Below are 22186 nucleotides of genomic sequence, written 5' to 3'. Positions count from 1 at the left end.
ATTGATGTTTGCAACAGCGCGCCGAACGATTCGCCGGCTTCAGCGCGATTGGGCCTGCTCGAGTGCCGCCTCCACGTCTGCCGCCGCGGCGACCTGCCCGAGCTTCGGGAAGATCTGGGTCAGCGCGAACGTCTGCGCATCGGCCGACGAGGTGCTGACCGCGTCGCTCACGATGACGACGTTGTAGTTGTTTTCGTATGCCTGGCGCGCTGTCGATTCGACGCCGATGTTGGTCGCGATCCCCGTCAGCACGATGTCGGTGATGCCGCGGCGGCGCAGCTGCACGTCCAGGTCGGTGCCGGTGAACGCGCCCCACTGATGCTTCGTCACGACGATGTCGGACGGCTGCACGCCGAGCGCCGGCGCGAACGCGCTCCATTCGGGATCGAGATTCGGCGGCGACGACGGCGCATCCGTCTTCACCTTCAGCGCGACGCCGCCGTCAGGCCGGTAGCTCGTGTGCACGTAGATCACGGGCAGCCCCAGCGCGCGGAAAGCCGCCGCCAGCTCGACCGTCTTCGCGACCACCTGCGCACCGGTATAGGGCGTGACCGGTAGCGAGACGATGCCGTTCTGCAGATCGATGGCGACGAGCGCGGCGGTGCGATTGAGCGTCGGAATGGACATGTAAAACCCTCACTTTTGTTGTGGAACGGAAGAAACGGCGGCGTCGAGGTGCCGGCTCGATACGGCATTGAGCAACAGCACCACACTGATGACCGCCAGGACGACGGCAAGCTCGCGCAGGCCGTGATCGCTCGCCGGATGACCGAGCGCGAGACCGACGAGCGCGAACGACAGGCTGCCGCCGACGTACTGCGCGGTGCGGTACAGCCCCGAGGCCGTGCCGATCCGGTCGTGCGGCGTGCTCTGGTAGAGCGTGGCCTGGTTGCCGAGATTGTTGAAACCATTAGGAATACCGAACACGATGGACAGCAGGACGATCGCCGCGATCGGCAGGCTGCTCGTCATCAGGCTCATCACGACGCTGCCGATGCAGAGCATCGCGGAACCGATGACCAGCACCGGGCGCGGGCCGTGACGGTGCACGATGCGGGTCGCGAGCATCGTCGTGACCGTGCCGATACCGGCGACCGGCAGCATCACGAGGCCGGCATCGGCGGCCGACAGCCCCCGCGCCTCCTGCAGCCACATCGGCAGCGCGTAGAAGATCGCGTAGAACACCGCATAGGTGCCGACGCAGCGCAGGTACGTGCCGAGCAGCGGACGGTTGTCCGCCAGCATGCGAATATCGATCAGCGGCGCCGCGGCCTGGCGCTCGCGGTGGATCAGGAGCGGCACCAGCACCAGCGTCGCGGCCAGCAGCAGCCAGTCGGGTTCGCGTGTCACCGATTGCAGGAACAGCAGCAGGCTCGCGAGTGTCAGCACGAACAGCACGACGCCCGGCAAGTCCAGCTCCTTCAGCGTGTCGCGTGCGTGCGCGCCGCGACGCACGGGGTCGGCCGGGATCCACAGCCACGCGAACAGGAATGCGGCCAGCACGATCGGCACGTTGATCCAGAAGATCGCGCGCCAGCCGGCGAACTGCACGAGCGCGCCGCCGAGCGGCGGGCCGAACGCCACGGCCACCTGTGCCGCGATCGAGATCGCGCCGAGGCCGCCCGTCGGCGTCGCGCCGTTCGCGTGCCGCTGCGACCACGCACGAATCATCGCCATGCCGGCCGGATAGGCGGCGGACGTGCCGATGCCGAGCGCGACGCGCGAGGCGATCAGCCAGCCGAGCGTCGGCGCGAACGGCGCGAGCGACGACGCGACCAGCACGATCGCGAGGCCGATACAGAAGATCCGCTTCGCCCCGAAGCGATCGGCGAGCCGCCCCATCGTCGGCTGGCCGGCGGCCGTCGCCAGATAGAGACCCGACACGAGCCACAGCGTATCGATGCGCGCCTGCGCGGCGCCGTGCGGCGCGAATGCCTGCTGGATGCTCACGAGCGCGACCGCGATCATCGACGAGTTCAGCGCGTTGAGCAGCGTGCCGAGCACGATCGGACCGACCAGCTTCGCCGGCAGGCGCAGACCTGCGTTGCGTCGGTCGTCGCCGCCTTCGGGCGGACCACCGGCGGTCGGACGTGCCGCGTGCCCGGATCGATCGTGAGTCGTTTTCATGGCGCCTTCGCGTGGTGAATGTGCATCGGTCGATGAATGTCGAACGTGCGTTCACCATACCGCTCGGCGCGCCGCGGATGAAATGGATTGTTGCGATGCACACATTCGCAACTTGAATGGGTGGCATGCGCGGCGCGCACCGGACCGGCCCCCGTCGATACGGCGGCGATGCACGAGAAACGCCCGTCAGCCTTGCGCGGCGGGCAGTCGAGGAGCATTCGGGGGGATGACTTCAGTCACGCGCGGCAGGCGGCATGCACCGTTGCCACGCACGTCGCATGACAGTTTTATGCCGCGGTGCGATGCGGGATCTGAGGGTGGCCTCTAGGAATCGTGTCCGTGCCGCATTCGTCCATCGAATGTCGTGGATCGCACGACAACCGGCGGCCCGCAGCGCGATCTGCCGAAGCAAGCTCGACGCGGCGTCCGCCGGATTTCACCACTTCAACACGCGTGCCGTCGGCGCGGCACGATCCGGTCAGTTCAACCCGCCGCTCACGACGACGTGCTCGCCGGTCATCCAGCGCGCATCGTCCGATGCGAGGAACACGGCGACCGACGCGATGTCGTCCGGCTCGCCGAGGCGGCCGAGCGGCGTCTGGCCGAGCACCTGCGCTTCGAGATCGGAGCCGATGATGCCCGCGCTGTGCGTGCCCTCGGTCACGATCATCCCCGGGTTGATCGCGTTCACGCGGATCTTGCGCGGGCCGAGTTCCAGCGCGAGCACGCCGGTGATCGCGTCGACCGCGCCCTTGGTGCCGCTGTAGACCGCGCTCGCGGGCGGCGTGATGCTGGTCACCACCGAACTGATGTTGATGATGCTCGCGCCTTCGCCGAGATGCTTGACCGCTGCCTGCGTGGTCAGCAGCACGCCGAACACGTTCGTGTCGAACTGCCGGCGGTAGTGCTCTTCGGTGATCGCTTCGATCGGCGCGAATTCGTACACGCCGGAATTGTTGACGAGCACGTCCAGACGCCCGTACGTGTCGATTGCGGTATCGACGATGCGCTGTGCGTCGGCTGCCTTCGACACGTCGCCGCCCACAGCGACCGCGCGGCCGCCGGCTTCGACGATCGCGCTCACGACCGCATCGGCGCCCGCCTTGCTGCTCGCGTAGTTGACGACCACCGACGCGCCTTCCGCGGCCAGTGCCTTCGCGATCGCCGCGCCGATGCCCTTCGAACCGCCCGTGACGATCGCTACCTTGTTTGCCAGCTTGCTCATGATCTCATTCCTCAGTCCAAGACTTTCGATGGAGGGTGCCGGTTGCCGCGTCGTTGCTCGTTGCGTCGATGTGCGACCGGTATGGCTGGCAATTTACTGTGCGGTACGGCGACGATAAAGCGGCTCGACACGAATTGACTGGCAGCGTTTTCCGAACAATCGCGCGCGCGCCGTCAGCCGGCGCTCAGCCATGCGTTCGCCACCTCGCCGCCCAGGCCGTCGAGCGCACCGTCGTAGACGATCCGTCCACGCCCCATGACCGCGACGCGCCGCGCGAGCCGCGGCGCGAACTGCAGCCGCTGCTCGATCAGCACGATCGCGACGCCGTCGGCCTGCAGCGCGGCAAGGCATGCGCCGACTTCGTCGACGGCCAGCGGCGCGAGCCCTTCGGCCGGTTCGTCGACGATCAGCACGCGCGGTTGGCCGGCCAGCGCCCGTACCAGCGCGAGCACCTGCTGCTCGCCGCCCGACAGCCGCCCCGCTTTCACGTCCGCGCGCGCGGCCAGCAACGGAAAGCGCTCGAACAGCCGTTCGAGCGCCGCGCGTTCGGCCGCGCCGCTGGCGCCGCGCAGCCCGAGCCGCAGGTTGTCGCGTACCGTCAGCAGCGGGAACACGTCGCGGCTTTCGGCGACGTAAGCCACGCCGCGCCGCGCGATCTCGAACGTGCGTGCCCCCACGCATTCGGCACCGGCGATGCGCACCGAGCCGGCCGTGCGCACGAGCCCCATCACGGCCTTCGCAAGGGTCGAGCGCCCCGAGCCGTTGCGGCCGAGCAGCGCGAGCGTCTCGCCCGGCGCCAGCGCGAGATCGACGCCGTCGAGCACGGGTTGCAGCCCGTACCACGCGCGCAGATCGCGAATGTCGAGCAACGCGCTCATGGGCCGCCCTCGCCCAGATAGGCGGCCCGCACGGCCGGATCGGTGCGGATCGCATCGGGCGCGCCGGTCGCGACCACCGTGCCGCGCACGAGCACCGTGATGCGTTCGGCGAAACCGAACACCGCATCCATGTCGTGTTCGATCAGCAGGACCGTGCGCCCCTGCGTGGTCGCGCGAATCAGCGCGATCATCCGCGCTGCCTGCGCGCGGCTCATCCCGGCCGTCGGCTCGTCGAGCAGCAGCGTGCGCGCGCCGCTCGCGAGTGCGATCCCGAGATCGAGCGCACGCTGTTCCGCATAGCTCAGTTCGCCGGCCAGCGTGTCGCGGTGCGCATCGAGGCCGATGTCGTGCAGCACGCGAGCGGCCGCGAGATCGACCGACGCCGCTTCGCGCAGCCGGTTCCACCAGCGCCGCCGCTCAGCCGGCGCATGCAGCGCCGCGCAGCGCAGGTTGTCGAACACGGTCAGTCGCGCGAACGCGCTCGTCTGCTGGAAACTGCGGCCGATGCCGAGCCGGCTCGCGACGACCGGCCCGCGCCCGCGCAGCTCGACGCCGTGCAGCACGACGCGCCCGCGCATGGGCCGCACCGCACCGGCGATCACGCCGAACAGCGTCGACTTGCCCGCGCCGTTCGGCCCGATCAGCGCGTGACGCTCGCCGGCCGCGATGCTCAGTTCGACGCCGTCGAGCACCGTCTGCGCGCCGAAGCGCTGCACCACGCCGTGAAGCGCGATCGCGTTGCCGTTCATCGCCCGTCCTCCCGCTGGCCGGCCTGCCGGCCCGGCGCGAGCCGCGCGCGCCAGCCCCACAGCAGCGTGCCGATGCCGAACGCCGAGCCCGCGACGGCCCAGCCGGCCGGCGTATCGGCGTCGATGCGCCAGGCGCCGAATGCAAAGCCCGCGCCGTCGTCCTGCGCGAAACGCCACGCGTAGCCGAGCTCGGCCGCGCAGACGACAGCGACGCCCCAGAACACGCACGCGCCGACCGCGCACAGCATGCGCCACCGCTCGGCCGCCGGCGCGCCGCGCCGCAATGCCTGCGCGAGCGCTGGCACGATCCCGGCGATCCCGCGCGGCGCGGCCACGACGACCGCGACGAACAGCACGCCGAGATACAGCGCCCACGCGCGCGACACGCCCGCGACGACGAGGCTCAGCACCGTGAGGACGGCCGCACCGGCCGCCGGCCCGAAGAACGCGCCGGTGCCGCCGATCACCGCGGCGATCAGCACGGTCGCCGAGCGCGCCATCGATACGCTGTCGGGCGTCGCGATCTCGACGTCGATCAGCGTCAGCGTGCCGGCGACGCCGGCGAAGAACGACGCGCAGGTGACCATCGCGAGCCGCACGCGGCGCGGATCGGACCCGAGCGCGGCGACGCGCACCGGGTTGTCGCGCACCGCATTCGCGAGCCGCGCGAGCGGCGTGCGCGTCAGCGCGTGCATCGCCCACGCCGACGCGAGGCACCACGCGGCGATCACCGCATACGCCTGGACGGGTGCGCCGAAATGCCAGCCGCCCCACGGCGTGCCGCTCGCGCGGTCGATCGGCACGCCGCCGATTCCGCCGAACCAGGCCGGCACGCTCCACGCGGCGGCCGCGACGCATTCGCCGAGCCCGAGCGTGATCATCGCGAACGCGGTGCCCGAGCGGCGCGTCGCGAGCAGCCCGGCGGCGAAGCCGAAAGCGGCGCCGGCCACGCCGCCGACGAGCGGCAACAGCGGCAGCGGGCCGCCAAAGTGGTTGAACCAGTGCGCGGCCGCGAACGCGCCGAGGCCCGCGAACGCCGCGTGCCCGAACGACAGCAGCCCGGTCGTGCCGAGCTGCAGGTTGTACGACAGGGCGAGCACGACGAGCGCGGCCGTCTGCGCGAGATAGCCGAGCACCGCGCCATGCGGCCACAGCCACGCGGGCAGCACGACGCATGCGGCGAACAGGGACCAGCGCATGACGCCGACGAGCATGCGGTTACGCATCGGCACGCTCGCCGAACAGCCCGCGCGGCCGCGCGACCAGCACCGCGACGAGCAGCAGGTACGGCACCAGCGGCGCCAGCTGCGCGATCGACACCGCGGCCACGCTGTCGGGCAGCGCGATGCCGGCCCATTCCGTGAGGTCGCGCAGCGACGTGTCGCTCGCGGCCGCGAAGGTCTGTGCGAAGCCGACCGCGAGCGATGCCGCGAACGCGCCGCCGAGCGAGCCGAGCCCGCCGATCACGACGACCGCGAACACGACCGACCCGACCGTTTCGGCCAGCGCGGGTTCGATCACCGCGAGCGGTGCGCCGATCACGCCGGCCAGCGCCGCGAGCGCGGTGCCCGCGCCGAACAGCGCCGTCATCACGCGCGGCACGTCATAGCCGAGCGCCTCGACGGCCGCGCGGTGCGTGAGCGCCGCGCGCACGACGAGCCCGATGCGCGACGCGCGCAGCAGCGCGCCGAGCGCGACCAGCATCGCCGTGGACATCCCCATCATGAACAGCCGGTAGCGCGGCAGCGCGAGGCCGAATACGGTCACGGGCGCGCCGTCGAACAGCGCCGGCACGGGCGCCGGCAACGGCGCGAGGCCCCACACGAGTTTTGCGCCCTCGCCGATCAGGTACGCGAGGCCGAAGGTCAGCAGCAGTTCGCTCGTATGGCCGCGCGCCTGCACGCGGCGCAGCAGCATGCGTTCGCAGCCGGCGCCGAGCAGCCCGACCGCGAGCGGCGCGAGCACCAGCGCGGGCCAGAAGCCCGCGCCGGCCGCGATGCTGTAGCCGACGTACGCGCCGAGCATGTAGAAGCTCGCATGCGCGAAATTGAGCACGCCCTGCACGCTGAAGATCAGCGTGAGGCCGGCCGACAGCATGAACAGCAGCAAGCCGTAGCTGAGGCCGTTGAAGGCCTGGAGCACGAACGCGTGCACCGCGCCGTCAGGCCGCGAGCGGCTCGAGCGCGGCGCGCAGCGCGTCGGGCAGCGGCACCGGCCGGCGCGTGCCGCGATCGACGTACACGTGCACGAAGTGCCCCTGCGCGGCGGGCGTGGCTTCGCCCTGCGCGAACAGCCCGACCTCGTAGCGCACGCTCGACGTGCCGAGCTTCACGACCCGCAATCCTGCATCAACCGACTGCGGGAACACGAGCGGCGCGAAGTAGTTGCACTGCGTCTCAACCACGAGGCCGATCGTCTGGCCGTGCTCGACGTCGAGCACGCCGGCGCGGATCAGGTATTCGTTCACGACCGTGTCGAAGTAGCTGTAGTAGACGACGTTGTTCACGTGCCCGTAGACGTCGTTGTCCATCCAGCGGGTCGTGATCGGCAGGAAGTGGCGATAGGCGTCGCGCGGGTGCGGTTGCGGCTTGTCGGACATGGCGATGGTGGTCAGGACGAGGGAAGCGAGGTGGACGACGCGCGGCGGCCGCGGGACACGGCGCACCGGCAAGAAGCGGAACGCCGCGCCGCGATCGCGCGCGGCACGGCGGAGGCAACGCGGCTGACGGGCCGGCCCGTCACTGCCCCGGCCGGTCGACGAACTCGAAGTCGAGGCCGCGCGCCCGCATCCAGTCGGCGAGCGCGACGCCCGTGCCGGCGCGCCACGGGCGCAGCAGCGGCGGATCGACGAGCTTGTATTCGAGCAGTTCCGGCGACAGCGCGACCGTGCCCGACGCCCGCACGTGGTACGCGATGATCAGCTCGTTCTTGCGGATGAATTCGTAGACGCCGACCAGCGACACGTGCTCGGCCTTCAGCGCCGTTTCCTCGAACACCTCGCGCGCGATGCCGTCCTCGGGCGTCTCGCCGTTCTCGAGGAAGCCGGTGATCAGCGCGAACATGCCTTCGGGCCAGGCCGCGTTGCGCGCGAGCAGGATCTTGCCGTCGAGCTCGACGATCGCCGCGACGACGGGCAGCGGGTTGTTCCAGTGCACATAGCCGCAGCTGTCGTCGGGGCACGCCTGGCGAATGCGGCCGCCTTCATGGTCGGGATCGGCGCGCTCGGTGAGCGGGCTCGCGCAGCGCGGGCAAAAGCGGTAATCGGCGGTGGTCATCGATGGGGATCTGGCAGGCGCCGGACGGCCGCCTGCCGGCTGCCCGCGCACCCGCTCGGCGCGGGAAAGGCTTCATTCTAGCGAGTTTGCCCGTGCCGCAGACGATCCGGCCCCGCCGACATCAGGGTTGCCGGCGCCCGCGCGCGGCGGTCGCCGCGAAACCGGCGGCGCCCAGCAGCAGCGCGGCCACCGCGACCCACAGCGCGGGGGAAAACGACCCGAAGCGCGCGGCCAGCGGCGCCGCGACGAGCGGGCCGAGAATCTGCCCGACCCCGTACGACGCGGTCGCATAGCCCATCAGCCCGGCAGCCCGTTCGCCGTGCAGACGCCGCGCCTCGCGCATCGCGAACAGCGTGATCGCGGTGAACGGCAGGCCGAGCAGCGCGCTGCCGACCGAGAAGCCGGCCGCGTTCGGCCACACGATCCCGGCGGCAATGCCGAGCGCCTGCGTCGCGCAACCGGCCGCCAGCAGCAGCCGGTTGTCCCAGTGCCCGGGCAGCCGCGCGGCGGTGATCGCGCCGACGATCAGCGCCGCGCCGAACATCGGCCAGAACAGGTCGGGCCACGGCGAGCCGGCCGGCAGCGCCGCGCGCGCGATCACCGGCAGGAACGTCGCGGTGATGATGTAGCCGAAGCCCGGCATCCCGTACAGCACGACGAGCCATGCGGCGTCCGCGCGATGGCGGCGCTGGTGCGCGTGGTGCGACGCGGTTGCGGCAGCCGCCTGCGGTGCGGCGCCGCCCGACGGCACGGCTTGCGCCGGGGTGGCCGCAAACGTGCGCCAGATCACGACCGACAGCACCGCGGACAGCGCGGCAAAACCGAGCCAGCCCGACGCCGCGCGCTGGCCGGCCAGTGCGCTGCCGATCAGCCCCGTCACGACGATGCCGACGCCGGGCCCCGCGTAGATCACCCCGCTCCACTCGGGCGCGTGCAGGTCGGCTAGCCGGCGCAGCCCCCATTGCGACACGAACACGAACGTCCATGCGCTGACGACGCCCGCGACGAAGCGCACCGCGAGCCACACCGGCAGCAGGTGGCCGACACCCATCGCGGCGGTAAGCAGCACGGTGGCCACGAGCCCGACGCGCACCATGCGCGCGGGCGCCACCCGCAGCGCCGCGCAACTGACCGCACCGACGAAGTAGCCCGCGTAGTTCGCCGACGCGAGCCAGCCGCCGGCCTTCAGGCCAATCGAGCCGTCCGCGAGCATCAGCGGCAACAAGGGCGTGAACGCGAAGCGGCCGACGCCGAGCACGACCGCGAGGCCGACCATGCAGGCCAGCGCGGCCGCGCGGGCGCGGCGGTCGGCATCATCGACGAAAGGCGCGCCGGCGGCGGCGGTCGGGGCATCGGAGCGGGACATGGCGGCAAGGACCGGCGTTCAATGCGCCGGCCGGATCGGAAATCGGAATGCTTCCATCCTAGCTTGACCAAACGTTCTCGAAAAATGAATAATTGAGAATCCAATCATCGCTCGGAGAGAATCATGGACCTGGCGGCGCTGGCGATTTTCCGGGCCGTGGTGCGCGAGAACGGCGTGACGCGTGCGGCGGCCAAGCTCAATCGCGTGCAGTCGAACGTCACGACGCGCATCAAGCAGCTCGAGGAGGAACTCGGCGCGGCGCTGTTCGTGCGCGACGGCCGTCGACTCGTGCTGACGCCGGCCGGCCATACGCTGCTGCCGTATGCGGAGCGCCTGCTCGCGCTCGCCGACGAGGCGCGCGACGCGGTGCGCGAGGACACGCCGCGCGGGCGGCTGCGGCTCGGCACGATGGAGAGCACGGCCGCGAGCCGATTGCCGACCATACTCGCGCGCTATCACCACGCGTGGCCCGACGTGTCGCTCGAACTGCTGACGGGCACGACGGGCTGGCTGATCGACCGCGTGCGCGACTTCGAGATCGACGCCGCGCTGTTCGCCCGCCCGCCCGCGCCGGAGACGCTCCCCGACACGTTCGAGACGGTGCCGGTCTTCCGCGAGGACCTGGTGCTGCTCACGCCGCGCGGCCACCCGCCGGTACGCACGCCGCGCGACGTGATCCTGCCGACGCTGATCGCGTTCGAGCGCGGCTGCACGTATCGCAAGTACGTCGAGCAGTGGTACGCGGGGCACGGCGTCAAGCCGGCGCGCGTGCTCGAGCTCGGGTCGTATCACGCGATCGTCGCGTGCGTCGCGGCGGGTGCCGGCATCGCGGTCGCGCCGCGTTCGGTGCTCGACCTGCAGCCCGAGACCGGCACCATCACCGCGCACGTGATCCCCGAACTGGAAGGCATCGATACGCTGCTCGCGTGGCGCCAGGGGTATGCGTCGGCCGCGTTGGCCGCGTTGCGCGATGCGCTCACCGACGCCGCACGGCAGGCGGATGGTGCGGCGAAGCCGCCGGTCACCGTGCCGGCCTGAATCGTCGTGCGGCGGCCGGCACGCATCGTTCCGGCGTACCAACAAAAAGACCCGACCGGCCCATGCCGATCGGGTCTTTCTTGATTCAAGCGATGCCGTAACGAGACGGCATCGCATCGGTCGCGACGATCAGAGCCGCTCTTCGACCCAGCCCTTCACGCCGGCCAGCGCGCCCGGCAGGTTCGCCGGCTCGGTGCCGCCTGCCTGCGCCATGTCCGGACGGCCGCCCCCCTTGCCGCCGACCTGCTGCGCGACGAAGTTCACGAGCTCGCCGGCCTTGACCTTCTTGCTCGCGTCGGGCGTGACACCCGCGATCAGGCTGACCTTGCCGCCTTCGACGGCGGCCAGCACGATCGCCGCGCTCTTCAGCTTGTCCTTCAGCTTGTCGACCGTTTCGCGCAGCGTCTTCGCATCGGCGCCGTCGAGCGTCGCGGCCAGCACGAACACGCCGCCGATTTCGACCGCCTGCTGCGCGAGCTCGTCGCCCTGGCTCGATGCGAGCTTCGACTTCAGCGCGCCCAGCTCCTTCTCGAGCGACTTCACCTGGTCCTGCACCTGCGCGATCCGCTGCGTGAGCTCCGACGGCTGCGCCTTCAGCGCGGCCGCGGCTTCGTTCACGCGGGCGTCGAGTTCCTGCACGTAGCGCACCGCGTTGTCGCCAGTGATCGCCTCGACGCGGCGGATGCCGGCCGCGACGCCGCCTTCGACGACGATCTTGAACAAGCCGATGTCGCCGGTGCGATGCACGTGCGTACCGCCGCACAGTTCGCGCGAGAAGCCGAGGTCGAGCACGCGCACTTCATCGCCGTACTTCTCGCCGAACAGCGCCATCGCGCCGCCCTTCACCGCTTCGTCGTACGGCATCACGCGCACGATGCCCGGCGCGTTGGCCAGGATTTCGTTGTTGACGATCTGCTCGACGCGACGGATTTCGTCGTCGGTCATCGGCGCGTTGTGCGCGAAGTCGAAACGGGTCTTTTCCGCGTCGACCAGCGAACCCTTCTGCTGCACGTGCGCGCCGAGCACTTCGCGCAGCGCCTTGTGCATCAGGTGGGTGGCCGAGTGGTTGCGCTGCGTGCGGGCGCGGCGATGCGCGTCGATTTCCGCGCGCAGCACGTCGCCGACCTTCAGCGTGCCCTGCTCCAGCGTGCCGTGGTGGCCGATCACGTCGGCCTGCACCTTCAGCGTGTCGGCCACCGCGAAGCGCGTCGCGGCGTTCGCGAGCACGCCCTGGTCGCCGACCTGGCCGCCCGATTCCGCGTAGAACGGCGTGTGGTCGAGCACGACGACCGCGTCCTGGCCCGTCTTCACTTCGTTGACCGACGAACCGTCGACGTACAGCGCGACGACCTTCGCGTCGTCGAACGCGATTTCTTCATAGCCGTGGAAGGTAGTCTTCGCGCCCGTGTATTCGAGGCCCTGCGCGGCCTTGAACTTGCCGGCCGCACGCGCCTGCTCGCGCTGGCGCGCCATCGCGTCGTCGAATGCCGGCTCGTCGACCGTCATCCCGCGCTCGCGGCACACGTCGGCCGTGAGGTCGAGCGGGAAGCCGTAGGTGTCGTGCAGCTTGAACGCGAGCTCGCCGTCGAGCACCTTGCCGCCTTTCGCCTCGACGTCGGCCAGCGCGGCTTCGAGGATCGACATGCCGTGCTCGATCGTCTCGAAGAAGCGCTCTTCCTCCTGGCGCAGCACGTCGGTCACGCGCTGTTCGGCTTCCTTCAGTTCCGGATAGGCCGTGCCCATCTCGGCGACGAGGTCGGCCACCAGCTTGTGGAAGAACGAGCCCTTGCGGCCGAGCTTGTAGCCGTGGCGGATCGCGCGGCGCACGATCCGGCGCAGCACGTAGCCGCGGCCTTCGTTGCCGGGAATCACGCCGTCGACGATCAGGAACGAGCACGCGCGGATGTGATCGGCGATCACCTTCAGCGAGTTGTTCGTGAGGTCGCTGATTTCGGTCACGCGCGCGGCGGCCTTGATCAGGTTCTGGAACAGGTCGATCTCGTAGTTGCTGTGCACGTGCTGCAGCACCGCGGCGAGACGCTCGAGGCCCATGCCGGTGTCGACCGACTGCTTCGGCAGGCGCGTCATGTTCCCCTGCGCATCGCGGTTGAACTGCATGAACACGAGGTTCCAGATCTCGATGTAGCGGTCGCCGTCTTCTTCAGGCGACCCCGGCGGGCCGCCCCACACGTCCGGGCCGTGGTCGTAGAAGATTTCGGTACACGGGCCGCACGGGCCGGTGTCGCCCATCGTCCAGAAGTTGTCCGACGCGTAGCGCGCGCCCTTGTTGTCGCCGATGCGGATGATGCGCTCGGTCGGCACGCCGACTTCCTTCGCCCAGATGTCGTACGCCTCGTCGTCTTCCTGGTAGACCGTGACCCACAGCTTCTCCTTCGGCAGCTGGTAGACCGTGGTCAGCAGTTCCCACGCGAACTTGATCGCGTCGTGCTTGAAGTAGTCGCCGAACGAGAAGTTGCCGAGCATCTCGAAGAACGTGTGGTGGCGCGCCGTGTAGCCGACGTTCTCGAGGTCGTTGTGCTTGCCGCCCGCGCGCACGCTGCGCTGCGCCGTCGTGGCGCGCGAGTACGGACGCGGGTCCGTGCCGAGGAACACGTCCTTGAACTGGACCATGCCCGAGTTCGTGAACATCAGCGTGGGGTCGTTACCGGGCACGAGGCTCGACGAGCGGACGATCGTGTGGCCCTTCGATTCGAAGAATTTGAGGAATTTCTCGCGGATTTCGGCAGCTTTCATGGCGTGCGGGGACAGTCTGGCAAAGACGGCTTCAAACGCCGGCGCCCTTGTCGGGGCGCGCGGCGGCATGGATTCGGAAACGATCGATTATACGGGATCGGGGCCGGCTTCCGGGCAAAGCGGCGGAAAGCGGCTCGCCCCTCGCGCCGGGCCGGGTGGGCCACTCGCGCAGCCGATTCGCCTTAAGATGCTCGGCATGCCAACCGGCCTTGCCCGACCAGGCGAGCCATGAAAGGAGACGATTCGACGATGGGTGCCCTGAGCCATATCCGCGTGCTGGACCTCACCCGCGTGCTCGCGGGCCCGTGGTGCGCGCAGACGCTTGCCGATTTCGGCGCGGACGTGATCAAGGTCGAGCGCCCGGGCGCCGGCGACGACACGCGTCACTGGGGGCCGCCGTACCTGAAGGACGCGGACGGCGCGGATACCGCCGAGGCCGCGTACTACCTCGCGGCGAACCGCAACAAGCGCTCGGTGACGGTCGACATCGCGACGCCCGAGGGCCAGCAGATCGTGCGCGAGCTCGCCGCGCAGAGCGACGTCGTGCTCGAGAACTACAAGGTCGGCCAGCTGAAGAAATACGGGCTCGACTACGACTCGCTGCGCGCGGTGAAGCCCGACCTCGTCTACTGCTCGGTCACCGGGTTCGGCCAGACCGGCCCGTACGCGCACCGCGCGGGCTACGACTTCATCATCCAGGGGATCGGCGGCTTCATGAGCATCACCGGCGAGCGCGACGGCGCGCCGGGCGGCGGCCCGCAGAAGGCCGGCGTCGCGATCGCCGACCTCGCGACCGGCCTCTACTCGACGATCGCGGTGCTCGCCGCGCTCGCGCACCGCGACCGGACCGGCGAAGGCCAGTACATCGACATGGCGCTGCTCGACGTGCAGGTCGCGCTGCTCGCGAACATGAACACCAACTTCCTCGCGAGCGGCAAGCCGCCGGTGCGCTGGGGCAACGCGCATCCGAACATCGTGCCGTACCAGACGTTCCAGACCCGCGACGGGTGGATCATCGTCGCGGTCGGCAACGACGGGCAGTTCCGCAAGTTCGTCGAGGCCGGCGGCCGGCCCGAGCTGGCGGACGACGAGCGGTTCGCGACGAACCCGTCGCGCGTGCGCCATCGCGACACGCTGGTGCCGATCCTCGCGGAGATGGTGAAGGCGCGCGACAAGGCCGACTGGATCGGTGCGCTCGAAGCGGCCGGCGTGCCGTGCGGCCCGATCAACGATCTCGACGAGGTGTTCGACAACGAGCAGGTGGTCGCGCGCGGGATGCAGGTGTCGCTACCGCACCCGTGCGGCGCGGACGCGAAGCTCGTGCGCAATCCGATCCGGATGAGCGCGACGCCGCCCGAAGCACACACGGCCCCGCCGCTGCTCGGCGCGCAGACCGACGACGTGCTGCGCGACATGCTCGGCTACGACGACGCGAAAATCGCCGCGCTGCGGGCGAAACAGGCGATCTGAACGCGGTGGGTGGTGCGGGTGCGGACGGCCGGCGTGGCAGCGGCCTCAACCGCCGCCCCGCCCCGCGCGGTCAATCGAGCGGTCAATCGATCTGTCAATCGCGACGGGCGAGCGCGTCGAGCCAGCCGCGCGCCTCGGGCCAGTCGCCCAGCCCGCTGTCCGCGTTGATGTGGCCGCGCGGGCCGATGTCGTGGAAGGCGCTGCCCCATGCATTCGCGCAGTGTCGGGCGAACGCGAGCGAGCCATACGGATCGTCGCTGCTGGCGACGACGCAGGTCGGAAACGGCAGCCGTTCATACGGCACGGGCCCGAAGCCGTGCGCGTCGGCCGGAAACGCGGGACCGTCGGGATCGGGCAACGCGACGAGCAGCGCGCCGCGCACTTTGGCGAGCGCGGCCGGGCGCGCATAGCGCGTCGCCCACCACGCGGTGGTCAGCGTACCGAGGCTGTGGCCGGCAATCAGCACCGGCCCGCGCGCGGCTTCAACCGCGCGATCGAGCGCGCGACACCAGCCGTTGCGGAACGCGCGGTCCCAGTCGGGCATCGCGACGCGCGAGAAGCGTGCGTCGGCACGCTCCCAGCGGCTCTGCCAGTGAAGCGGGCCCGAATTGGCGTAGCCCGGCAGGACGAGAACGGGGAATCGGCTCATGGAAAGTGCGTCGACGAGTGAAATCGTTATATGGCGTCGGCGCAGTGTCGCACACCCGTTCCTCCCTGATGCTGCCTGTCTGATACCGGAAGGATGTGCGTGGGGTCGGGACGCGCTGAGCGCAGCGTCGCGACCGGACGTCAAGCCGCCGTTTTGCAGGCGGCTCGCGTCATGTCATCGGTCAGCGCACGTTCGCGCCGACGATACCGCCTGCCGCTGCGCCGGCGACCGTGCCGAGCGGGCCGCCCGTGACCAGGTAGCCGAGCGCGCCGCCCGCGGCTGCGCCGATACCGGCATTGCGCTGCGTATGCGTCATGGCGCACGCGCCGAGTTGCGACAGGGCCGCGACGATCACGGCGGTACGAACGATAAACGTGGTCTTCTTCATCATGATTTTTTTGTCCTCCCGCCGCGCGGCATCCCGAACGGCGGCATTGATTCGGTGAAGCCATCATAGGCAACGCCAAACGGCCCGGGCAATCCGATTTACGTCGTGTTACAGCCGACACAATATCGAGATAATCGGTCGAAACCCGCCCCCGTCATGCCGCAAGCCGCGCGGGACGGACCCCGGTCAGGTAGAATCACGGGATTAAACCGGCGCGACGCGCCGACACAACCTGACGCCATCCGCATGAGCACCGAACGCAACGACGCCCCCGCGGCTTCCAATTTCATCCGCAACATCATCGACGACGACAACCGCACCGGCAAATGGGGCGGCCGCGTCGAGACGCGCTTTCCGCCCGAGCCGAACGGCTATCTGCACATTGGCCATGCCAAGAGCATCTGCCTGAACTTCAGCGTCGCGCGCGACTACGGCGGCGTGTGCCACCTGCGCTTCGACGATACGAACCCGGAAAAGGAAAGCGTCGAGTACGTCGACTCGATCGTCGACGCGGTGCGCTGGCTCGGCTTCGACTGGCGCAAGGACGCGGTCGATCACCAGTACTTCGCGAGCGACTACTACGACAAGCTGTACGAGTTCGCCGAGCTGCTGATCCAGCGCGGCAAGGCCTATGTCGACAGCCAGAGCGCCGATGAAATGCGCGCGAACCGCGGCTCGCTGACGGAAGGCGGCAAGCCGTCGCCGTTCCGCGATCGCACGCCGGCAGAAAACCTCGACCTGTTCCGCCGCATGAAGGCCGGCGAGTTCAAGGAAGGCGAGCACGTGCTGCGCGCGAAGATCGACATGGCTTCGCCGAACATGAACATGCGCGACCCGGTGATCTACCGGATCCGCTACGCGCACCACTACCGCACCGGCGACGCATGGTGCGTGTACCCGATGTACGACTACACGCACTGCATCTCGGATGCGCTCGAAGGCATCACGCATTCGCTGTGCACGCTCGAATTCGAGGATCACCGCCCGCTGTACGACTGGGTGCTGAACGAACTCGCGGAAGCCGGCATGTTCACGCGCCCGCTGCCGCAACAGATCGAATTCTCGCGACTGAACCTCACGTACGCGATCACCAGCAAGCGCAAGCTGCTGCAGCTCGTGACCGAGGGCCACGTCGACGGCTGGGACGACCCGCGGATGCCGACGATCGTCGGCGTGCGCCGCCGCGGCTTCACGCCGGAGAGCATCCACCTGTTCTGCGAGCGGATCGGCGTGACGAAGATCGACTCGTGGATCGACATGAGCATCTTCGAAGGCGCGCTGCGCGACGACCTCGACGACAAGGCAGCGCGTACCGTCGCCGTGCTCGATCCGCTGAAGCTCGTGATCGACAACTATCCGGAAGATCTCGAGGAAGCATGCACGGCGCCCGTGCACCCGCACCACCCGGATCGCGGCGTGCGCACGTTCCCGATCTCGCGCGAGCTGTGGATCGAGCGCGAGGATTTCGTCGAGAACCCGCCGAAGGGCTATTTCCGCCTGTTCCCGGGCAACAAGGTGCGCCTGCGCTACGGCTACGTGATCGAATGCACGGGCTTCGACAAGGATGCCGACGGCAACGTGACGGCCGTGCACTGCAACTACTTCCCGGACAGCAAGTCGGGCACCGAAGGCGCGAACACGTACAAGGTCAAGGGCAACATCCACTGGGTCAGCGCGAAGCATGCGCAGCCGGCCGAAGTACGGATCTACGACCGCCTGTTCAAGGAGCCGCATCCGGACGCGGGCGGCGCGAACTTCCTCGAGGCGCTGAATCCCGACTCGAAGAAGATCGTGCAGGCCTACATCGAACCGGGCAACGACGACATCGCACCGGAAACGCGCCTGCAGTTCGAGCGTCACGGCTACTTCGTCGCCGATCGGGTCGATTCGAAGCCGGGCAAGCCGGTGTTCAACCGGATCGTCGGGCTGCGCGACAGCTGGGGCAAGCCGGCTTGACGGCATGCTTCGCGCGCGGTGTGCGGCTTCGCAAGCCGCCGTCGCGCGACCATGAAAAAACCGGCTCCAGGGCCGGTTTTTTGTTGCGTGCCTTGAAGCGAAGCACGGTCACGGAGCAGCGGAAGCCGCCGCGCCCGTTCACCCACCCATCAACCGCCGATGCAAATCCGCGAGCGACAGCTTCGTGCGAAACAGCCGCGCGAGGCTGCGGCTCGCATACGCGTCGATGTCGGCGGGCACGGTCCAGCGATACGCATCCATCTCGGGGATCATCGAGCCGTCGCGACGGCTCGGAAACAGCGACGTGCACGTACAGTGCGCGAGATCGACTTCGTCGTCGGCCACGCGCACCGCGAACAGGTGCAGATCCTTGTCGTGCCGGTACGCGAAGCGGCCAAGATCGAGCAGCCGCTCGGCGCCGATCACGATGCCGGTTTCCTCGAGCAGTTCACGCAGCGCCGCGTCGGCCGGCGTCTCGCCCGGCTCGCCCTGCCCCTTCGGGATGTCCCAGTGCGTGGTGTCCGTTGCGTGCGCGAGGAACACGCGGCCGGCCGCATCGAGGATCACGACGCCGCACGACACCGTGCGCGGCGCGGCGCCCCGCTTCATCACGCGCGTGCTCAGCGCTTCTGCAGCTGCCACTTGCCCGCGGCCGTCTTGCAATAGACGGGCTTGAGCGTCATCGTCTGGCCCTTCGCGGTGATCTCGGTCGCGATTTCGCGGCAGGTCTTGCCGTCCGTCTCGGTCGTGCTCGGCGTGAGCTTCGCATCGATCTGCGTGCCGCGGCCGCTGCTCTGCCACGTCGTGGTTTCGCCGTCCTTGCCTTCGTCGCGCACCTGCACGACCGCCTTGGACAGCGATGCGCGGTCGGTCTTGCTGAAGTAGCTGATCGGCGTGTCGTTCAGGAAGTTCAGGTTGTTCTGCGCATGGGCGGGCAGCATCGCGGCTGCGCACGCGGCGCCGGCCAGCACGCGCGTGACGACGGAAAGGGATGCACGCATCGACATGTTTTTTCTCCTTGGATGTTCGATCGAACGGCGCGGTGCATGCCGGCGAACCGGGGGCCGGCCATCCGGCACGCACCACGCCCGTCAGCGAGCGAGCATAGCATGCGTGCTGTAATGAATGCCTCTACGGCTTGGCCGGCGCGGCCGTTTGCTGATATCCGTCAGTCAGCGTGCCGAGGAACGCGATCACGTCCTTGATCTCGGCCGCGTTCAGCGCCGGCTGGTCGCCGCGCTTGCGGTCGAACGGCGGCTCGCGGTTGATGTTCGGCCAGTAGCGCTTCGGCAAATCGTCGTAGATCTGCACCTTGCCGTGCACGACCGGATAGAACTTCTCCGGGTGGATGTCGCGTTCGACGTAGAAGCGCATCACGTCCTCGAGCGAGTGATACACGCCGTTGTGGAAGAACGTCTTGCGCAGCGCGACGTTGCGCAGCGACGGCGTGCGGAACAGCCCGCAGAATTCGTCGCGGCCCTTCAGGTCGGTACGCTCGGGGCCGCAGGCGCCGAGATCGTGGAAACGCGGGTCGTGATTGACGGGCAGCGCACGGTTGCGCGGCACCGCGATCGCGATCAGCCCGAAATCGCTGAACTGCGGCGGGCCACCTTCGAGCGTGCGCTGGCTGATGTGGCAGCTCGCGCAGTTGCCCTTCTTCTCGTCGTTGAACAGCTGCAGCCCGCGCAACTCCGCGGGCGTGAGCTGCGCATGGCCGGCCAGGTACGCGTCGTACTTGCTCGTGTACGGATCGAACAGCGCCGGCTGTTGCTGGAAGGCGTCGAGCGCGCGCAGCACCGCGTCGAAGGTCGCCTGGTCGTCGCCGAGCACCTGAGCGCCGAACGCCTGGCGGAACGCGTCCGCATAAGGGGCGGCGCGAACCGCCTGCGCGACCCTCGCCGGCGAGCTGCTCATCTCGAATGGCGACGTGAGCGGAATGCGCGCCTGCGCGTCGCGCGTGTCGACGCGGCCGTCCCAGGTCAGCCCGCCGGTCGGACCCGCGTCGATGCTTTCGTCACCTTCGTCCGGCGAATCGTGGAAGTGCTCGCTGAACGGCGGGATGCCGCGCAGGTACTTCAGCGACGGCACCGCGCGAAAGCCCGTGCGGTGCATGTCGTCGCCGCCGAGCTGCACCGACAGCGCGTTCGGCGGCCCGAACGCATGCTCGGCGCTATGGCACGACGCGCAGGCGAGCTTGCCGGAGCCCGACAGCGACGGATCGAAGAACAACTGCTTGCCAAGCGCCGTCATCTGCTTGACGCCCTCGAATACCTGCGCGCGCGTCTGCGGCTGGCTGGCCGGCGCCACCGCGGGCGCGGCCGGGGCCGCTTGCGCCGCCGGCACGACGGACGCGGCCGGCGTAGTCGCGCCGGGCCGCGCATCGCAGCCGGCGAGCGCCGCGAGCCCGGCGGCCAGCGCCAGCGCGGCCGCGGCAGGGGTCAACGATCGCGCGAACGCGCGGGGTTTCAGAAGGCTGTGCATCGTCGTTCTTCTTGTAGCGGTGGGCAATCGGCCGGAGCTTATGTCAGTTCCATGACCGTTGCATGACGTTCCACCGACAGTCAATTGAAAGCAGCCCTACACCCGCCTGTCAAATCGGTTCCAGATAATGCGCGCAACCGGTCGGTGCCTCGCAATGCCCGCACCGGCCGTACATCAACCCGGTTCCCACACGCGACAAACGACGAAAGAGAGAACATCGCATGAAGAAGCACGCCTGGATTCGCTATACGCCGATCGCCCTCGCGGCCGCGCTCAGCCTGACCGCCTGCGGCGGCGACGATGTCACGCAGCAAGGCCTGTCGGCCGTCAAGAACGTGGTCGTGATCTACGCGGAAAACCGCAGCTTCGACAACCTGTATGGCAACTTCCCCGGCGCGAACGGCCTGCAGAACGCAACGGCCGCGAACTCGGTGCAAAAGGATCGCGACGGCTCGACGATGGCGACGCTGCCGAAGATCTGGGGCGGCCTGACCGCGACCGGCATCACGCCGGCGGTGACCGAGGCGATGACGGCGAACCTGCCGAACACGCCGTTCGCGATCGACGATCCGAAAGGCTTCAACCAGTCGATGAGCATCGCGACGCGCGACATCGTGCACCGTTTCTACCAGGACCAGATGCAGATCAACGGCGGCAAGAACGACATGTATGCCGCGTGGACCGATGCGGGCGGCCTGACGATGGGCCACTACACCGCCGATCCGTCGAAGCTGCCGCTGTGGAAGATCGCGCAGCAGTACGTGCTGGCCGACAATTTCTTCATGGGTGCGTTCGGCGGCTCGTTCCTGAACCACCAGTACCTGATCTGCGCGTGCGCGCCGTTCTATGCGAACGCGGACAAGAGCCCGGCGGCCGGCAAGATCGCAGTCCTGAACGCTGACGGCAAGTCGCTGAAGGTCGCCGCGAACTCGCCGGCCTCGGCGCTGAGCGGGCCGCCGAAGTTCGTCAACGACGGCGCGCTGACGCCTGACTTCTACGGCATCAACACGATGCAGCCGGCGTACCAGCCGAGCGGCAACAAGGCGGCCACGGGCGGCGATCCGCTGCTCGCCGACCCGGCCAATCCGTCGACGATGCCGCCGCAGACGGCGACCAACATCGGCGACCTGATGACCAACGCGGGCGTGTCGTGGGCGTGGTACAGCGGCGCGTGGGGCCAGGCGCTGCAGGCGAGCCAGAACGGCACGTCGAACGTGATCTACGGTGCCGATCTGTCGACGCCGAACTTCCAGCCGCACCACCAGCCGTTCAACTACTTCGCGAACCAGGCGCCGGGCACCGCGAGCCGCGCGCAGCACCTGCTCGACGGCGGCGCGAACGGCGCCGAGTTCATCAAGGCGATCGATGCGGGCACGCTGCCGCAGGTCACGTTCTACAAGCCGCAGGGCAACCTGAACGAGCACCCGGGCTACACCGACGTCACGTCCGGCGACCAGCACATCGCCGACGTGATCGCGCACCTGCAGGCAAGCCCGCAGTGGAAGAACATGGTCGTGGTCGTCACGTACGACGAAAACGGCGGCTTCTGGGATCATGCCGCGCCGCCGAATGCCGACCGCTGGGGCCCGGGCACCCGCATTCCGGCGCTGATCGTGTCGCCGTACGCGAAGAAGGGCTTCGTCGACCATACGCAATACGACACGGGCTCGATCCTGCGCTTCATCACGCGCCGCTTCTCGCTGCCGCGCCTCGCGGGCCTGCAACAGCGCGACGACGCGCTGAAGGCCAACGGCGCGCAGCCGATGGGCGACCTGACGAACGCGCTGCAACTGTCGCCGAACCTGTAACGGCATCGCCGTCACCGCGAAC

General features: G+C 69.1%; 20 protein-coding genes. 4 read left to right on the top strand and 16 right to left on the bottom strand.

The genetic code is table 11. The annotated features are described in order from the left end of the window. Positions 1-39: 39 nt before the first annotated feature. The 10 genes from CFB43_RS07755 to CFB43_RS07710 all read right to left on the bottom strand — a co-directional run bounded on the left by CFB43_RS07755 (position 40) and on the right by CFB43_RS07710 (position 9620). Positions 40-627, bottom strand: coding sequence for a hydrolase (locus CFB43_RS07755; RefSeq protein WP_089494660.1), 588 nt, complete (start codon positions 625-627; stop codon positions 40-42). 9 nt (positions 628-636) lie between these two features. Further along, positions 637-2127: an MFS transporter gene (locus CFB43_RS07750; protein ID WP_089494659.1), complete on the bottom strand. Its 1491-nt coding sequence runs from the start codon at positions 2125-2127 to the stop codon at positions 637-639. A gap of 478 nt (positions 2128-2605) precedes the next feature. Further along, on the bottom strand, positions 2606-3352 hold the full coding sequence (locus CFB43_RS07745; RefSeq protein WP_089494658.1) for a glucose 1-dehydrogenase: 747 nt from the start codon (positions 3350-3352) through the stop codon (positions 2606-2608). A gap of 173 nt (positions 3353-3525) precedes the next feature. Continuing rightward, positions 3526-4230 carry an ABC transporter ATP-binding protein gene (locus CFB43_RS07740; RefSeq protein WP_089494657.1) on the bottom strand — a complete coding sequence of 235 codons (705 nt, stop codon included), beginning with the start codon at positions 4228-4230 and terminating at the stop codon, positions 3526-3528. Continuing rightward, positions 4227-4979: an ABC transporter ATP-binding protein gene (locus CFB43_RS07735; protein ID WP_089494656.1), complete on the bottom strand. Its 753-nt coding sequence runs from the start codon at positions 4977-4979 to the stop codon at positions 4227-4229. Before CFB43_RS07735 ends, CFB43_RS07740 begins: the two co-directional genes overlap by 4 nt. After that, positions 4976-6205 carry a branched-chain amino acid ABC transporter permease gene (locus CFB43_RS07730; protein WP_089494655.1) on the bottom strand — a complete coding sequence of 410 codons (1230 nt, stop codon included), beginning with the start codon at positions 6203-6205 and terminating at the stop codon, positions 4976-4978. Before CFB43_RS07730 ends, CFB43_RS07735 begins: the two co-directional genes overlap by 4 nt. Then, positions 6198-7133 (bottom strand): branched-chain amino acid ABC transporter permease, encoded by a 936-nt coding sequence (locus tag CFB43_RS07725; protein ID WP_089494654.1) that lies wholly within the window; start codon positions 7131-7133, stop codon positions 6198-6200. The genes CFB43_RS07730 and CFB43_RS07725 overlap by 8 nt, the downstream gene beginning before the upstream one ends. A 7-nt stretch (positions 7134-7140) precedes the next feature. After that, positions 7141-7578, bottom strand: a complete 438-nt coding sequence (locus CFB43_RS07720; RefSeq protein ID WP_089494653.1) for an acyl-CoA thioesterase — start codon at positions 7576-7578, stop codon at positions 7141-7143. 139 nt (positions 7579-7717) lie between these two features. Continuing rightward, on the bottom strand, positions 7718-8254 hold the full coding sequence (locus CFB43_RS07715; protein ID WP_089456050.1) for an NUDIX domain-containing protein: 537 nt from the start codon (positions 8252-8254) through the stop codon (positions 7718-7720). 121 nt (positions 8255-8375) lie between these two features. Next, a complete protein-coding gene (locus tag CFB43_RS07710; protein ID WP_089494652.1) occupies positions 8376-9620 on the bottom strand; it encodes a YbfB/YjiJ family MFS transporter in 1245 nt (414 codons plus the stop codon). Between the two features lie 123 nt (positions 9621-9743). Here CFB43_RS07710 and CFB43_RS07705 point away from each other — a divergent pair, with 123 nt between their 5' ends. Then, positions 9744-10658 carry a LysR family transcriptional regulator gene (locus CFB43_RS07705; RefSeq protein WP_089494651.1) on the top strand — a complete coding sequence of 305 codons (915 nt, stop codon included), beginning with the start codon at positions 9744-9746 and terminating at the stop codon, positions 10656-10658. 129 nt (positions 10659-10787) lie between these two features. Here the strand turns inward: CFB43_RS07705 and alaS are convergent, their stop codons facing one another. Then, positions 10788-13412 (bottom strand): alanine--tRNA ligase, encoded by a 2625-nt coding sequence (alaS, locus tag CFB43_RS07700; RefSeq protein WP_089494650.1) that lies wholly within the window; start codon positions 13410-13412, stop codon positions 10788-10790. Positions 13413-13661: 249 nt separating this feature from the next. Between alaS and CFB43_RS07690 the strand changes: the two genes are divergently transcribed. Next, complete coding sequence (locus CFB43_RS07690; protein WP_089494649.1) at positions 13662-14882, top strand: CaiB/BaiF CoA transferase family protein; 1221 nt, start codon at positions 13662-13664, stop codon at positions 14880-14882. 94 nt (positions 14883-14976) lie between these two features. Here CFB43_RS07690 and CFB43_RS07685 read toward each other — a convergent pair whose 3' ends face one another. Beyond that, positions 14977-15531 carry an RBBP9/YdeN family alpha/beta hydrolase gene (locus CFB43_RS07685; protein WP_089494648.1) on the bottom strand — a complete coding sequence of 185 codons (555 nt, stop codon included), beginning with the start codon at positions 15529-15531 and terminating at the stop codon, positions 14977-14979. Between the two features lie 181 nt (positions 15532-15712). After that, complete coding sequence (locus CFB43_RS07680) at positions 15713-15922, bottom strand: ornithine acetyltransferase (RefSeq protein ID WP_011351716.1); 210 nt, start codon at positions 15920-15922, stop codon at positions 15713-15715. Between the two features lie 243 nt (positions 15923-16165). Between CFB43_RS07680 and CFB43_RS07675 the strand changes: the two genes are divergently transcribed. Next, entirely contained in the window at positions 16166-17875 is a 1710-nt protein-coding gene (locus CFB43_RS07675) for a glutamine--tRNA ligase/YqeY domain fusion protein (RefSeq protein WP_089425149.1), read from the top strand. Between the two features lie 138 nt (positions 17876-18013). On the opposite strand, the gene CFB43_RS07670 is transcribed toward CFB43_RS07675, so the two are convergent. From CFB43_RS07670 to CFB43_RS07660, 3 genes are all read right to left on the bottom strand, one after another. After that, entirely contained in the window at positions 18014-18484 is a 471-nt protein-coding gene (locus CFB43_RS07670) for an NUDIX hydrolase (RefSeq protein ID WP_089494647.1), read from the bottom strand. Positions 18485-18495: 11 nt separating this feature from the next. After that, positions 18496-18882: a hypothetical protein gene (locus CFB43_RS07665; protein ID WP_089425147.1), complete on the bottom strand. Its 387-nt coding sequence runs from the start codon at positions 18880-18882 to the stop codon at positions 18496-18498. 124 nt (positions 18883-19006) lie between these two features. Continuing rightward, positions 19007-20356, bottom strand: coding sequence for a cytochrome-c peroxidase (locus CFB43_RS07660; RefSeq protein WP_089494646.1), 1350 nt, complete (start codon positions 20354-20356; stop codon positions 19007-19009). Between the two features lie 221 nt (positions 20357-20577). Between CFB43_RS07660 and CFB43_RS07655 the strand changes: the two genes are divergently transcribed. Next, positions 20578-22164: an acid phosphatase gene (locus tag CFB43_RS07655; RefSeq protein WP_179254805.1), complete on the top strand. Its 1587-nt coding sequence runs from the start codon at positions 20578-20580 to the stop codon at positions 22162-22164. Positions 22165-22186: the final 22 nt, after the last annotated feature.

It is taken from the genome of Burkholderia sp. AU15512, assembly GCF_002223325.1.
GTDB lineage: Bacteria > Pseudomonadota > Gammaproteobacteria > Burkholderiales > Burkholderiaceae > Burkholderia.
This window is presented reverse-complemented; position numbering and strand designations above follow the sequence as displayed.

Bases quoted from the DNA above. Each gene is read 5' to 3' on its own strand.
- CFB43_RS07730 (WP_089494655.1), bottom strand. From the start codon at position 6,205: ATGCGTAACCGCATGCTCGTCGGCGTCATGCGCTGGTCCCTGTTCGCC.
- CFB43_RS07670 (WP_089494647.1), bottom strand. From the start codon at position 18,484: ATGAAGCGGGGCGCCGCGCCGCGCACGGTGTCGTGCGGCGTCGTGATC.
- CFB43_RS07710 (WP_089494652.1), bottom strand. From the start codon at position 9,620: ATGTCCCGCTCCGATGCCCCGACCGCCGCCGCCGGCGCGCCTTTCGTC.
- CFB43_RS07680 (WP_011351716.1), bottom strand. From the start codon at position 15,922: ATGATGAAGAAGACCACGTTTATCGTTCGTACCGCCGTGATCGTCGCG.
- CFB43_RS07735 (WP_089494656.1), bottom strand. From the start codon at position 4,979: ATGAACGGCAACGCGATCGCGCTTCACGGCGTGGTGCAGCGCTTCGGC.
- CFB43_RS07660 (WP_089494646.1), bottom strand. From the start codon at position 20,356: ATGCACAGCCTTCTGAAACCCCGCGCGTTCGCGCGATCGTTGACCCCT.
- CFB43_RS07675 (WP_089425149.1), top strand. From the start codon at position 16,166: ATGAGCACCGAACGCAACGACGCCCCCGCGGCTTCCAATTTCATCCGC.
- CFB43_RS07745 (WP_089494658.1), bottom strand. From the start codon at position 3,352: ATGAGCAAGCTGGCAAACAAGGTAGCGATCGTCACGGGCGGTTCGAAG.
- CFB43_RS07755 (WP_089494660.1), bottom strand. From the start codon at position 627: ATGTCCATTCCGACGCTCAATCGCACCGCCGCGCTCGTCGCCATCGAT.
- CFB43_RS07690 (WP_089494649.1), top strand. From the start codon at position 13,662: ATGGGTGCCCTGAGCCATATCCGCGTGCTGGACCTCACCCGCGTGCTC.
- CFB43_RS07720 (WP_089494653.1), bottom strand. From the start codon at position 7,578: ATGTCCGACAAGCCGCAACCGCACCCGCGCGACGCCTATCGCCACTTC.
- alaS (WP_089494650.1), bottom strand. From the start codon at position 13,412: ATGAAAGCTGCCGAAATCCGCGAGAAATTCCTCAAATTCTTCGAATCG.
- CFB43_RS07655 (WP_179254805.1), top strand. From the start codon at position 20,578: ATGAAGAAGCACGCCTGGATTCGCTATACGCCGATCGCCCTCGCGGCC.
- CFB43_RS07740 (WP_089494657.1), bottom strand. From the start codon at position 4,230: ATGAGCGCGTTGCTCGACATTCGCGATCTGCGCGCGTGGTACGGGCTG.
- CFB43_RS07715 (WP_089456050.1), bottom strand. From the start codon at position 8,254: ATGACCACCGCCGATTACCGCTTTTGCCCGCGCTGCGCGAGCCCGCTC.
- CFB43_RS07685 (WP_089494648.1), bottom strand. From the start codon at position 15,531: ATGAGCCGATTCCCCGTTCTCGTCCTGCCGGGCTACGCCAATTCGGGC.
- CFB43_RS07705 (WP_089494651.1), top strand. From the start codon at position 9,744: ATGGACCTGGCGGCGCTGGCGATTTTCCGGGCCGTGGTGCGCGAGAAC.
- CFB43_RS07750 (WP_089494659.1), bottom strand. From the start codon at position 2,127: ATGAAAACGACTCACGATCGATCCGGGCACGCGGCACGTCCGACCGCC.
- CFB43_RS07665 (WP_089425147.1), bottom strand. From the start codon at position 18,882: ATGTCGATGCGTGCATCCCTTTCCGTCGTCACGCGCGTGCTGGCCGGC.